The organism is Algirhabdus cladophorae (assembly GCF_044772865.1).
GTDB classification, from domain to species: Bacteria; Pseudomonadota; Alphaproteobacteria; order Rhodobacterales; family Rhodobacteraceae; genus Algirhabdus; species Algirhabdus cladophorae.
On sequence record NZ_CP173029.1, the window covers coordinates 2,807,714 to 2,820,820 of the forward strand.

Consider the following 13,107-nt stretch of genomic DNA (forward strand, 5'->3'; position numbering starts at 1 on the left):
CTTGCGCAGAAGCCGGACGATGGCTTGTGCAGCTTTTGTGCAGATCAGCTTTGGGCGGCAGCCGCGCGAATGGCCCGCATGTTGTCGCCATAAGGCGCGGGGTTTTGCACGCTGCCCCCTTTGAACACAGCGGATCCCGCCACCAAAACATCCGCCCCGGCCTGCGCCACCAAGGGGGCAGTTTCCGGGGTAACGCCACCGTCGATCTCGATATGGATTGGTCTATCGCCAATCATAGCGCGCAACTGACGGACCTTTTCGACCTGACTGTGAATAAACTTCTGCCCGCCAAAACCGGGGTTCACAGTCATCACACAGATCAAATCCACCATGTCCAACAGATACTCAACTGCGCTGGCTGGCGTGGCAGGATTGAGCGCCACACCGGCCTTGGCGCCCGCACCGCGAATGGCCTGTAACGTGCGATGGATATGCGGGCCAGCCTCGACATGGGCGGTGATGAAATCCGAGCCCGCTTCGGCAAAGGCATCGATATAGGCATCCACCGGCGAGATCATCAAATGCACGTCCATCACGCCCTTGATATGCGGACGGATCGCGGCACAGGTGGCCGGACCAAAGGTGATGTTCGGCACAAAATGCCCGTCCATGACGTCCACATGCACCCAATCGGCGCCTTGGGCCTCGATGGCCGCACATTCTGCGCCAAAATTGGCAAAATCCGCACTGAGGATCGAGGGGGCAATTTTCAAGGATCGGTCAAAGCTCATCATCATGGCCCTTTGCAAATGGAATTGTCCTTGGTTTAGGCAAAACCTGCGTCAAAGGCCAGCAGATGCGGTGACTTGCTGCAATTATGATTTTGTGGTGAGTTTGGGCCGTGATTCTATGTGATTTATTGATATGATTTCTGAGCTTACCCTTTCGTTGACTGACCACCTTGGCCCGGATGAGGCCTTTCACTTTGCCCGCCAGTCCCTGAACAACACACGCCCAAAGGCCCTGCATCAGCAAGATTATTTCGAAATGTTTTGGGTGCAGCACGGCCGTGCGGCTCTGCACCTTGCGGACAAACGCGTGTTTTTATCCGAAGGGGACATTGTCTTTTTGCGGCCCGGCGATGTGCACGGGTTTCAGGGAAAAGGCGATGAAACCTATGTCTGCGCAGTGCTGATGTTGCCGCAAACCTTGCGGTCCTTGGCCGCGCGTCATCGCGGCCTTTCCAACCAATTGTTCTGGTCCGAAGCCTCTGATCCCGTGATCGCCACACGCAGTATCAGCCAGCTTATCGATCTGAGCAAAGCGGCCCTAAAACTCGAGGCCGCCCCGCGCACGCCCATGCAACTGGAGGCATTTTTGCTGCCATTGCTGGCCGATCTCAACAGCCAACCAGATCAAATGCTCAAAGACGCGCCCACTTGGTTGATCGAGGGCATCGCCGCCGCTCAGGACCCCGAAGTCTTTCGCAAAGGCGCCGCCGGTCTGGTTGAGGCCTGCGGGCGTGCCCACGCTCATGTCAGCCGGATGATGAAAAAGCATACGGGCATGTCGCCCTCGTCCCACATCAACAAAATCCGCATGGCCTATGCCGCGCGGCTTTTGACCGCCAGCAGCGACGGGTTGGACAGCATTGCCCAAAATTGCGGGATCGCCAATCTGTCGCATTTCCATCGCCTGTTTCGCGACCATTACAACATGACGCCCAAAGCCTATCGCAACCGCTATCAGCGCAACCCGATTACCCCCGTTTAACTGCTGTTTTAACGCACGGTCGCCCTTGTTCTGCTATCGCACTTGGGGCACTCTGACCCCCTAGCGCGCGCGAGGATCACCATGGCAACCCGCACAGACCTGTCGATAAATCTGGCCTCTGGCCTGCCCCAAACCACCCTTGTTCGCAACGACGGCATGGCGCTGGATCTGGATTGGGTGGCGGGCGTTCAGGTAAACACTTCTGCGATTGAGCGGCGGGCCAAAACCCTGCCCGGTCGTCGCTCGGTCAAAAAGGACTATCAGGCCGCATGGCTGCTAAAGGCGATTGCCTGCATCGATCTTACAACCCTGTCGGGCGATGATACAGTGGGACGTGTGGGCCGCCTGTGTGCCAAGGCCCGCCAGCCTGTGCGCGCCGATCTGCTGGAACAACTGGGCCTGCCGGGTCTGACCACTGGGGCAGTTTGTGTCTATCATGATATGATCCCCGCCGCCGTGAAGGCATTACAGGGCACGAACATCCCCGTCGCGGCCGTGTCCACTGGCTTTCCCGCCGGTCTGTCCCCACTGCACCTGCGCATCGAGGAAATCCGCGAAAGCGTCAAAGCGGGTGCCTCCGAGATCGATATCGTCATCAGCCGCCGCCATGCATTGAGCGGCGATTGGCAGGCCCTCTATGATGAAATGCGCGCCTTTCGCACGGCTTGCGGTGATGCCCATGTCAAAGCCATCCTTGCCACGGGCGAGTTAGGCACACTGCGCAACGTGGCCCGCGCCAGCTTGGTGTGTATGATGGCAGGCGCTGATTTCATCAAAACCTCAACCGGCAAAGAGCCCGTGAATGCCACCCTGCCCGTGACCCTGACGATGATCCGGGCCATTCGCGATTACTATGACCGCACCGGCATCTATGTGGGCTACAAACCCGCAGGCGGGATCAGCAAAGCCAAGGACGCACTGGTCTATCTGGCGATGATCAAGGATGAACTTGGGGATCGCTGGTTGCAACCCGACCTCTTTCGGTTCGGCGCGTCGTCTTTGCTGGGCGACATCGAACGCCAGTTGGAACATCACATCACCGGCAGCTATTCGGCCAGCCACCGCCACCCCATCGGTTAGGACAATCTCATGAGCGTTTCAGATATTTACCAATCGATGGACTACGGCCCCGCCCCTGAAAGTGCCGCTGAGGCCATGGCATGGTTGGACGCGCACAAGCGCAAGTTTGGCCATTTCATCGGCGGCGATTTCACAAAACCCGCCAAGACGTTTGCCAGCCGCAATCCCGCCACCTGCGAGGATCTGGCCCAGATCAGCCAAGCCAGCCAAAAGGACGTGGAAGCCGCCGTCAAAGCAGCCCGTGCCGCACAACCTGCATGGGCCAAATCCGGTGCAAAACGGGCACGTGTCCTCTATGCGCTGGCCCGTGCATTGCAAAAACACAGTCGCCTTTTCGCTGTGTTGGAGACCTTGGACAACGGCAAACCTATCCGCGAGGCTCGCGACATCGACGTGCCTTTGGCCCAACGGCATTTCTACTATCACGCTGGCATGGCCCAACTTATGGCGTCCGAGCTGCCCGATGCAGCCCCCTTGGGCGTTTGCGGCCAAGTGATCCCGTGGAATTTCCCGCTGCTGATGCTGGCGTGGAAACTCGCGCCTGCGCTGGCTATGGGCAACACAGTGGTGCTGAAACCCGCCGAATATACCTCCCTCACCGCGCTGCTGTTTGCCGAGATTTGCGCGGAGGCTGGCGTGCCCAAAGGTGTCGTTAACATCATCACTGGCGACGGCGCCGTAGGCGAGATGGTCGTCGCCGCTGACGTGGACAAAGTGGCCTTCACTGGTTCCACCGCCGTAGGCCGCCGCATCCGCGCCGCCACCGCAGGCTCGGGCAAGGCGCTGACTTTGGAATTGGGTGGGAAATCCCCCTACATTGTCTTCGACGACGCCGATATTGATAGCGCAGTCGAGGGCCTCGTCGACGCCATTTGGTTCAACCAAGGACAGGTTTGCTGCGCGGGTTCGCGTCTGTTGGTGCACGAGGGCATTGCAGACCGTTTCTACGCCAAATTGCGCCGTCGCATGGAAGGTTTGCGCATCGGCGATCCCTTGGACAAATGTATCGACGTGGGCGCCATCGTGGACCCGTCGCAATTGGCCCAGATCACAAGATTAGTAGAGGAAAACCAAGCTGGCGAGATGTTCCAAGCAGGCCAAGTCCCTGAAACAGGGTGCTTCTATCCGCCGACCTTGATCACCGGTCTGCACCCCGCAGACACCCTCATGCAGGAAGAAATCTTTGGCCCCGTCTTGGTCGCCACGACCTTCCGCACCCCTGCTGAGGCCGTACAAGTGGCCAACAACACAAGTTATGGGTTGGCAGCCTCGGTCTGGACCGAGAACATCAATCTGGCGTTGGACATGGCCCCAAAACTGGCTGCTGGCATCGTTTGGGTCAACGGCACCAACATGATGGACGCTGCCGCAGGTTTTGGCGGTGTGCGCGAAAGCGGCTTTGGGCGCGAAGGCGGTTGGGAAGGTTTAGCGGCCTATACCCGCCCCAAAACCAAACCCAAGATGCAGAAACCTGTGGCCGCGTTCACAGGTACCGGCGCACCCACAGACCCCATCGATCGCACCGCCAAGCTCTATATTGGCGGCAAGCAAGCCCGCCCTGATGCAGGCTATTCGCGCAATATCTATGGCAAGAAAGGTCAGTTGCTGGGCCAGGCTTCGCTTGCCAATCGCAAGGACCTGCGCAACGCCGTGGAGGCCGCACAAAAAGCCGCTAGCTGGTCCAAAACCACAGGCGCGTTGCGGGCACAGATCCTCTATTACATGGCGGAAAATCTGGCGGCCCGTGGCGATGAATTTGCCAAACGCATCAACGACCTCACCGGCACCACAACGGGCAAGGCGGAAGTCGAGGCCAGTCTTGACGCCCTCTTTACCTACGCCGCATGGGCCGACAAATACGACGGTCAGGTCCACGGCGTCCCAATCCGTGGCGTGGCCTTGGCCATGAAGGAACCGTTGGGCACAATCGGCATGATCTGCTCTGATGCGCAGCCTTTACTAGGCCTAATCGCCCCTATGGCTGCAGCAATTGGTATGGGCAACCGGACCGTGATCCACGCAAGCCAGACCTACCCGCTGGCCGCGACAGACCTGATCCAAGTGCTGGAAACCTCCGATATCCCTGCAGGTGTGGTCAACATCCTGACCGGGGATCGCGCCGACGTGGCCCAACACATGGGCGCACATATGGACATCGACGCCGTGTGGAGCTTTGCCGACGAGGCCACATCTACCACCGTTGAGGCCGCTTCCGCGGGCAACCTCAAACGCACATGGGTCAACCATGGCGCGGTGCCAGATTGGTCCGACAGCCATGCCTTGCTAAGCCACGCAACCGAAGTGAAAAACATCTGGGTGCCCTACGGCGAATAACGACAGCGTGCAGCCCACGTACCCGCGATCAGCCCCTAGGTCTACCCCACAAGCCTGCAGTGCACAGCGGCTTAAACCCGCGGCTTGCCTTTGAATGTATCCAACCAGCGGCGGAAGCGGCCACGGCGGGCGTCTATATTGGCGCCAGCCGCATCCCAACGATCTTCGATGCGGTCCAAAGCCGGGTCGATGCGTGCCTGCCGGAACCGGCGCCAGCGCACATAAATGCCCCAGAACAGCGCCGCCAAGAACGTCAGAAAGATGATGTTGAACCACGGGATCAGCCGCACATCAGGGCCCTCCACCGGCACAATTGCCACGGCATTGGGATAAATCGACAGGAACGGGTTCCGCCAACCGTAGTGCCGCACAGCGACCCATTGCGGGTCTGCGGCCGTCGAGATCACATTGGCCGCCTCCGCATGCAAGTTCGAGCTGTCGACTTTGAAATAGGGTGGCCAGCCAAAGCCTGTGTCCTCATTGCGGTAGACCATCACATTGCCATTGGGCCGCGTCGAGTTGATTAACCGCAGATCACGGTTTTCGGTGACCGCATCGCCAGTATCGTTTTGGGCATAAAACCAACTGCTAAGACCCGAAAAATCCTTGCGAATAATCTCGGTCCCTGTGACCCGCACGATATCGCGTTGCGGCAGAGCATAATGCAGCAAAGCCCCCAGCAGCAGCCAGAACACAATGATAAACGTCCATTTCACATAGCCCATGGCCTGCTCCTTACATAAAATTCGTCACATAGATCAATGTGACAACCGCCAAAATAGGCACGACAAACACGCCCAATATCAACTTGCGCCGCAGGGATCCATCGTAGTCATCCAGACCCGCACGCACAAAGGCCTCGCGGTCACCATCCCGAATATCTTCGTCCCATTCGCGTTCCAATTTCTCACGGCGCGCACTGCGTGAATACAGCGACAAACAGATATAGATGACGATCAAAACCAGAAAGCCAAAGAAATACAAACGTGCCATGATCGTCCCTTTTATCCTACCGCTTTAGCGCGCCCCAAGGGCCAACCAATTCTATGAGCTCTTCTTGTTCTGGTGGCAAAGGCACCGTGGCCTCATGACCAAAAAGTGCCTCGCGGGTTGCGGCCTTATCACTTTGATACGACTGCTCAAGAAAGCGTGCAACATAGTCTTTGAACGGCTCCGGCCACCCGGCATAGGCACTGTAAAACGCATCTTTGTGACAGATGAACAACTGCAACACATCCAACGGGGCCAATTCGGCCAGCAGCATATTGACCAGATCCGCATAGGGCCCTTCAGAGGCACGCAACGTATAGAAATATGCCGGGTGGTCCGATGAAATACGGGGCCAAGCTCCCCCTGAGGTGGCCCAGCGCAACAAGGCCGCCAAACCTTTGAATTCTGCAGGTAGTTCAGCCGCATATTGACGGGTCAGGCCCCGAATGCGCCCTGCTGAGATCCGTTCGAGCGCCTCGCCCTGTGCTGCGGCCACATGGGCCACGATAAATTCCATCTTGCGCTGCAAAATGGTTGCCGCATCAATGCCCGGTGCTTTCACAATAGGCTCCGCAAGGCCGTTAAGCTCTAGGAAAACCGCGATCTCGTTGGCTTGGCTGAGCTCAAACTGATAATCCATCAACTTGTCTTCAATGCGGCCCACTGTGATCGCCGCCGGATGTGGCACATCCCGAAATAGGTAAATCCCACCAAAATGCGCCGTCCAAAAACTGTCTTGCTTGAAACTCATATCACGCAGCTTGACTGGATTGCGGGTTACATCGCCGGTTTTCTTGGCCAATCCGATCATTTGGGCAATCAACACGTCATCAAACCATGCATCGTCTTGCAGTTTGAAACGGTCGATCATCGTGCCCAATTCAACACTGTCGCGCACAGTCCCCGAGGTGCTATCGGCCTCGACCTCGATCAGGCGAATATCCAATAGCGCACTTGGATCTGACATGCCGTAGACAGAATTGAGCAACTCACCAGCCACGGCATCCCGCGCCGTCAGGGCGAAAAGCTGGGCCTCGTTGGCCTCAATAAACTGCTGCAAGATCCCCCGCGAGGTCGAGAATTGCGCGTTCAGCAAAGGCGCTGTGCGTTGTTCTGTTGTCAGCAAGATAAACTGCCGGTTCACACCAGAATGGTTGAGATAAAAGGGATCGCCCAACTCATCCCCGATCTCGGGCGAAAAGCCCGAAATATCGATATGAAAATCCTCTAGCGCTGTGGTTTTGCCGGTAAGATGTTGCAACGCGCGATTGTAGCGTTCCACCAAAACCGGGCTCGCCACTTCAATCAAATTGCCAAACATCAGGCCGCGTTGGATCAATCGTCTCATGTATCCGCCTCCCCCTGTTGCGCCATCAATTCGCCCGCGCGCGCATTGGCCTTGGTGGTCAGATGCACCCACATGAATGCCAAAATCGGCCCCCATCCAATGGCAGATTTCAAAGCCACTTGGGCAAATACTGCAAACACGGCCAAGGGCGATGCCTCAAACCCATAAGACAGATCCGCCCCATTGAGGACAAAGGCAAGAGCCACCGTGGCCATGGCAAGGCAAAACATCGCAAAAGCCGCCAGCAAAATGCCCCGCGTGACATCGCGCCGATGGGGCGTGTCGCGCGGCACGGTCCACCACGGAACCAAAAATGCGGCGGTTCCCAGCACGAACATGGGCAAGAGCACTCCAAACGTCATAGCCGTCTCACTCTCATGGCCCGCAAAATATAAGTGATCACAAGTGCAGGCAGCCAAAAGGCCGCTGACACCAACGTGCCAAACCCTGCATCCTGCATCAAGATCGCCATGCCTGCACCGCTGAGCGACGCAATCCAAAGCGCCTGCCACAAAAACACGACTGCCGTGCACCACGCCATCGCCCAAGCCAGCGCAATCAACAACTCAGACACCCCATCCAACGCCCGCGCCCCACCGCGCCAGCCAATAACGACAGCAATGAGAATGGGGACCAAGAACGTAAAAGCAATCATGGCCGCACCTGCCCGCGTCCGTAAATGAACCAGCGTACCATCGCCAAAAGGGCCACAACCAACAGCAAGGCCCCAATCAGTTTTACAGTATTCAATTCGCCTTTTACTGCTGATCCGCCGACGAACAGCACCAGAACCAATACATGGATCACCACACGTTGTCCCCAAACCCAGCCCCTGTCCGGCACGCCACGTAGCGCCAGCGCAGCATCCAAGGGCCACCAAAGCGCGATCACCAAACCGGGCCAAAAGGCGCTGACACGGGTCGATGTGGTCATCGCTGCAAAATCACCCCCAAAAAACCAAAACATCGAGACATAAAGATGCACAGCGTAGGCGACCCAAGACACTGTCCAAAACGCCAGCCAGACCTGCGCCTCCAACGGTTTGTGACGCCGCCAGACCGTTCCGTAGGCCGGGATTAGTAGCAGCAGCACCGCCCAAGCCGTGAATGCCGCCTGATACAGCGGCAGCTCAGCCCCCGCAATCACATCCGGCGCTGGATTGGGCACTGTCACAGAGGCAGGCGGCGTCAGACTTAGCCAGCCACTGCCCTGCCAGAAACCTGCAGCAATAAACGCCGCAGCCAGCAACACCAAGCAGCTTCCCCAGGCATATGTCCAAACGGGTGTGTTCACCCCTTACTCTCCAAATACCGCCGTTTTGCTTCCTCGGACCGTCCAAAGTCGCGCACCATGGCGTCGATGGCCACTTCGTCGGATTTGTCGGCATAGCGGAACTCGCTGTCGGCGTAGCGGTTGATCTCTTGGACCACCATCTCGACCGTGATCGGTTTGCGCAGTTCGGCGATCATACCTTTCTTGTGATCATAGTCCTTGAACAAGAAAAGATCGGGTTCTTCCATCCATTCATCAGGCAGTTCAAAATCCATCGCCCGCACCTTCACCGCATCAGTGATGTTCTTAATCGCCCGTCCGGTAAAGCGTGGATCGGCCTCTTGAATGCCCTTCAGATACGTTCCCAGCTTGGCAATCGTATCCAGCTCGCCAATCTGACCAGACACCTTATCAAACACCTCCAACAGCCCCGCCTCATGGGGCCGTCCGTGGCTTTCAAAGCTTTTGGCAACGGCCTTTTTGATCTCTTGCGCCGCAAAGGCCTCGTGATCGCCCAGCGGAATATCGTGGTTCTTGCCCATCAGCAGGTTCAGAATATCGATGTAATCCTCGCGGGTTTGCGGCCCATCCACCAAGAACCGCGCACCGGCCCGTTGGCGAAGGGCATCATCAACGTTCTCTGGATAGTTCGAGAACATGCCAAAGGTACAATTGCCGCGCACCACAGTATTGGCGCCCGCAAAGCTCTCCATAAGCACGGCTGTAATCTCCAGCTGACCTGCCGAGGATTGACGATCCCCACGTTTGCCCGCCAACTGATCAATGTCGTCAATTGTGCCAAAGCCAATTACGTTGGGATCAATAACGTTGTTGATAAATGCCTTCGCATTCTGGCCCGATTTACCCTGATAGCTGTCGATGTTGTCCGTGCTCAGGTTTTGATAGCGAAACGCATAGCCCGCCGTCTCGCAATAGCCCGAAATCAGTCCCGCCATCATCTGGATCAGCGTGGTTTTACCGGTGCCCGGCGCGCCATCGCCCATAAATGTAAAGATAAAGCCGCCAAGATCCGCAAAGGGGTTCAATTTGCGCTCGAAATCATAGGCCATCAGCATCTTGGACAGGCGCAGCGCCTGATATTTTGCGATATGGTTGCCTACAACTTCATTCGGTTTCTTGAACGTCATGGTCAGCTTGGTAGATTTAGCCGCCCGTGCAGGGGTAAAGCCCGCCACGGTAAATCCATCGGCCTCAACCCGCCATGTGGCTGCATTAAATGGCTCAAGCCGACCCGCCGTGCTGGCCCGCGCTGCAACCTTCTCCATCAGGCTTTCGGCAAAGGCCAAGACGCAGGGCACCAGCTTGGCCTCGGTATCTACCAAAGTGGCCAAGTCTTGATCCAGTTCCCACAAGGCCCCATGCAAGGCCAAGGGCGCGTTATCCGTCAAAACCTCCTCGACCTCACCCACTTCAACAGTGGCTTCACCGGCATGGGACGCCAGCAAAAACGACACACCTGAGGCAAACACATAAAGCGAGACCAAGGCCTCTGCCGTCAGTAACTCCGCGAACTCATTGCTCTTGCCCGCAGGCAGTGATCCTTGCAAATTCGCCCGCTTCAAATCGGCCAAACCTGTGCGTTGCGCATATTGCTCGGCCACCGCCAACCCTAGGGCCAAACCGCGCCGTAACCCTTGCAACACATTGGCCTGCAAGGGCGAAACCAATGCATCCTCGTCACCTGCATCCTGCACACGGTCGATCAAATGTACGCCTTCTTTGGTCGCAACGCGCTTGGTGACTAAGCCGGGCGTGGTGGATCGAAATCGACGACGCACGCCAATCCCAGAAGACCGCTCAACCGCAGCTCCCTCACGCGCCGCGCCAATCCGAGGACTATGATCAAACCCGTCCAACATGCCCAGAGCAGCCTCTAAATGCTGGGCAATATCTTCCTCGCGAAGCTCCATTTGATCTGCTGTCTGGCTCATTCCGACCTCTGCTTCTTTTTTCTAAAAATACTCAAATCCCATACCCGCCAAACGCCTCAGCGATAGTTCAGCACACGGCCCTTGGGACTGACGACAAATTTGCGCACGCCATGAAATCCCGGCGGATTGCGTTCTTCCAACACTTGATAGGGCCGTTGCGGCAGAATGATGCTGCGATCTGTGGCTGTGGCCCCCGTCTCGGCACCCTGTGCGCCAAAGGGATCCAGCGCGAAAACCTCTCGTTCTACAGTCGAAAACCAACCGGATTTTTCGGTTTCAACCCGCTCGGATTGCAAATCTTCCGTGGTCCAGACCAGCGCCCAATCATCGCCAACAGGGGATTTCGCATCGCGCAAAACGCTCTTCAATGGCCCCGTTTGTTCCGTAAACGCATGGGAATACATTGGCCCAATATGATAGCGGCGCAGCCGTTTGGGATGCAGATCGTCAAAATCCTCGTCAAAGCCTTTGGCAATCGTCAGCAATTTCAATCCCGCTACAGCTTGCGCCATCAAATGCGATTGCACTTCAGGCCAGCGATGTTGATCTTTGGGCAAGCCGGTGCGGCCTGAATCTTCAACCTCCATCACATAAATCGTTGGCAGATTTTCTTGGCTGTCATAAACCGCCCAGTGCAGCAAAAACCGGCGCCGCCGTTCCCCAAGGTTTTCTAACCAAATCGCTTCGGGATCGTTCTTGGCCCAAAACATCTCGCCTTTCAGCAACTCTTCATAATACAGCCGTTGAGACAGCGCATATTGCAGCTTCGTCGGGATCTCCAGATCGCCAACAATCTTGCGCACCATTTGGTCTTTGTACTCGCGCACCGAGGGCATATTGCGCAAATGGCGCTCCGCCTGTTGCGCATCATTGGCCATGTTCAACAATTCGGAAAACACCGGGAACCCGCTGGCACGCTTGTCAAAGGCCAAGCTGCCAAAAAACCGGCCCGTGTCGCGCCCGACCATCAGATATTTCATCGACAAGGCGCGGAACGTAAATGTCAGCCCCATCAAATAACGGGTCAGTACTTTGACCTCGGCCTTGGACAACTCGCCCTCGGCCTCCATCACCCCGGCCACACGGCCCAAATGGCCCGTGATGCGCTCAAATTTGCGGAAATAACGGCGGCTGGCAAAGGTGTCGGACAGCCCTTCTACATCGGATGCCCCAAAAGTCGGGGCATTCGCAGGGGTGTCATCCGCCATAGGCGTTCGCGTCATGTTTCTCGACGATTTTCTCGAACCTGCGGGCAAAGCGTTCATCTGCTTTCGCTTTTTGTTCCAGCACTTCACGGGCAAAGACCATGTGATCCTCGTGCTTTTCCATCATCTCAGCCATCCGCGCATTGGTGGCCGAACCAATCGCCGCCATAGCCGTCTGCGCCTCTTGGTCGGTTTTCACGCCAATCTCGTTGATCTGGTGGGCGACATCCTGCTGTTGCGCGGTTTTCAAGGACTTGGTCAAAGCATCATACAAAACAACACGCTGCTTGGTATCTGTTTGCAGTTTGTTGATCAAAACCATCTGCGTCGCCGCTTGGTTTTGCAAACTATCGACCCAGGTTTTGCCCTTTTCGATATAGCGCTCCAGCGTTTGGGATTTGGCCAGTTTGACCTGCTCGTCCTGCACAAGCGCGTTATACTTGGTGTTCAGATCCGCCAGCTCTGTCTCCAAAGCCGTGCGTTTGGCGGCATCCTGTTCGACCGAGATTTTGTTCTCAAGCGAGATGATCGCCGGATCCATACCCTGAATTTCGGCCTTTACTGCTTCTAATTCACCCACAGTAAACTCACGCTCATCCAAAGTGCTGGTCAAGTTGACCTCCACTTTTTCTTTTTGTTCGTTCAGAACTGCCAACTGGCCTTCCAACAAGGCGACAATCGTGTCGGACTTGGAAATCAGATCCTGCAACTTGTCATCAACCGATGCCGTACGCATCCGTTCCTGACGAAGGCTTTCGGATTTGCCTTTGCTGAACACACCAACAAAGCTTTCCCAGCCCGTCTTGTTCCGCATTTCGTCAAAATCTTTTGAAAAACCAGCGGTTACATCGTCCAGTCCCATAATCAACTCAGCAATATTGGCATTCATCGCGTCGGTGTGGGCATGCACATCCTCGAGCGAGGCGTTTTCAATGTCCACTGCAATATCCGTGCCGGACGCCATTTTTTGGCGGGCGGTTTCGATGCGCGAGGTCAATTCCGCGATCTTATTTTGTGCCTCGGCCACTTGTTGTTGTGAGTCTTGAATTTGCTGGTCGAAATTCGCCATATGTCCCTCCGGTTGTGTTTTGTTACACAATATATAGGCAGTGTTAATCCAATTTACATCAGGCAAAACCCAATTTCTCGCCCAGTTTTGCAAAACTGGCCCTCAAAGGAAAGCTGATTTCTGGGGCAATTCTATGGCCAACCA

Annotated in this window: 13 protein-coding genes; 3 read left to right on the top strand and 10 right to left on the bottom strand. The window is 56.3% G+C overall.

Annotated features, from left to right (window positions below; genetic code table 11):
- Nucleotides 1–44: 44 nt before the first annotated feature.
- Nucleotides 45–731, bottom strand: coding sequence for a ribulose-phosphate 3-epimerase (gene rpe / locus ACIRQ6_RS13555; RefSeq protein WP_420863909.1), 687 nt, complete (start codon nt 729–731; stop codon nt 45–47).
- A gap of 133 nt (nt 732–864) precedes the next feature.
- Between rpe and ACIRQ6_RS13560 the strand changes: the two genes are divergently transcribed.
- The 3 genes from ACIRQ6_RS13560 (at nt 865) to ACIRQ6_RS13570 (ending at nt 5,127) form a co-directional block, all read left to right on the top strand.
- Nucleotides 865–1,713: an AraC family transcriptional regulator gene (locus tag ACIRQ6_RS13560; RefSeq protein WP_420861138.1), complete on the top strand. Its 849-nt coding sequence runs from the start codon at nt 865–867 to the stop codon at nt 1,711–1,713.
- Nucleotides 1,714–1,794: 81 nt separating this feature from the next.
- Nucleotides 1,795–2,793, top strand: a complete 999-nt coding sequence (gene deoC / locus ACIRQ6_RS13565) for a deoxyribose-phosphate aldolase (RefSeq protein ID WP_420861139.1) — start codon at nt 1,795–1,797, stop codon at nt 2,791–2,793.
- 9 nt (nt 2,794–2,802) lie between these two features.
- Entirely contained in the window at nt 2,803–5,127 is a 2,325-nt protein-coding gene (locus ACIRQ6_RS13570; protein WP_420861140.1) for an aldehyde dehydrogenase family protein, read from the top strand.
- Between the two features lie 71 nt (nt 5,128–5,198).
- Here ACIRQ6_RS13570 and ACIRQ6_RS13575 read toward each other — a convergent pair whose 3' ends face one another.
- From ACIRQ6_RS13575 to ACIRQ6_RS13615, 9 genes are read right to left on the bottom strand one after another with little or no spacing between them, the layout of a single operon-like run.
- A complete protein-coding gene (locus tag ACIRQ6_RS13575) occupies nt 5,199–5,852 on the bottom strand; it encodes a DUF1523 family protein (protein ID WP_420861141.1) in 654 nt (217 codons plus the stop codon).
- Nucleotides 5,853–5,862: 10 nt separating this feature from the next.
- Nucleotides 5,863–6,120, bottom strand: coding sequence for a hypothetical protein (locus ACIRQ6_RS13580; RefSeq protein WP_420861142.1), 258 nt, complete (start codon nt 6,118–6,120; stop codon nt 5,863–5,865).
- Nucleotides 6,121–6,136: 16 nt separating this feature from the next.
- Nucleotides 6,137–7,465, bottom strand: coding sequence for a DUF6638 family protein (locus tag ACIRQ6_RS13585; RefSeq protein WP_420861143.1), 1,329 nt, complete (start codon nt 7,463–7,465; stop codon nt 6,137–6,139).
- Nucleotides 7,462–7,827, bottom strand: coding sequence for a hypothetical protein (locus ACIRQ6_RS13590; protein ID WP_420861144.1), 366 nt, complete (start codon nt 7,825–7,827; stop codon nt 7,462–7,464). Before ACIRQ6_RS13590 ends, ACIRQ6_RS13585 begins: the two co-directional genes overlap by 4 nt.
- The gene (locus tag ACIRQ6_RS13595) at nt 7,824–8,120 is read right to left on the bottom strand and encodes a hypothetical protein (protein ID WP_420861145.1); all 297 of its coding nucleotides are present in this window, start codon (nt 8,118–8,120) and stop codon (nt 7,824–7,826) included. Before ACIRQ6_RS13595 ends, ACIRQ6_RS13590 begins: the two co-directional genes overlap by 4 nt.
- Entirely contained in the window at nt 8,117–8,758 is a 642-nt protein-coding gene (locus tag ACIRQ6_RS13600) for a hypothetical protein (protein WP_420861146.1), read from the bottom strand. Before ACIRQ6_RS13600 ends, ACIRQ6_RS13595 begins: the two co-directional genes overlap by 4 nt.
- Nucleotides 8,755–10,689 carry an ATP-binding protein gene (locus tag ACIRQ6_RS13605; protein ID WP_420861147.1) on the bottom strand — a complete coding sequence of 645 codons (1,935 nt, stop codon included), beginning with the start codon at nt 10,687–10,689 and terminating at the stop codon, nt 8,755–8,757. Before ACIRQ6_RS13605 ends, ACIRQ6_RS13600 begins: the two co-directional genes overlap by 4 nt.
- A 56-nt stretch (nt 10,690–10,745) precedes the next feature.
- On the bottom strand, nt 10,746–11,897 hold the full coding sequence (locus ACIRQ6_RS13610) for a hypothetical protein (protein ID WP_420863910.1): 1,152 nt from the start codon (nt 11,895–11,897) through the stop codon (nt 10,746–10,748).
- Nucleotides 11,887–12,963, bottom strand: a complete 1,077-nt coding sequence (locus tag ACIRQ6_RS13615; protein ID WP_420861148.1) for a hypothetical protein — start codon at nt 12,961–12,963, stop codon at nt 11,887–11,889. Before ACIRQ6_RS13615 ends, ACIRQ6_RS13610 begins: the two co-directional genes overlap by 11 nt.
- Between the last annotated feature and the right edge of the window lie 144 nt (nt 12,964–13,107).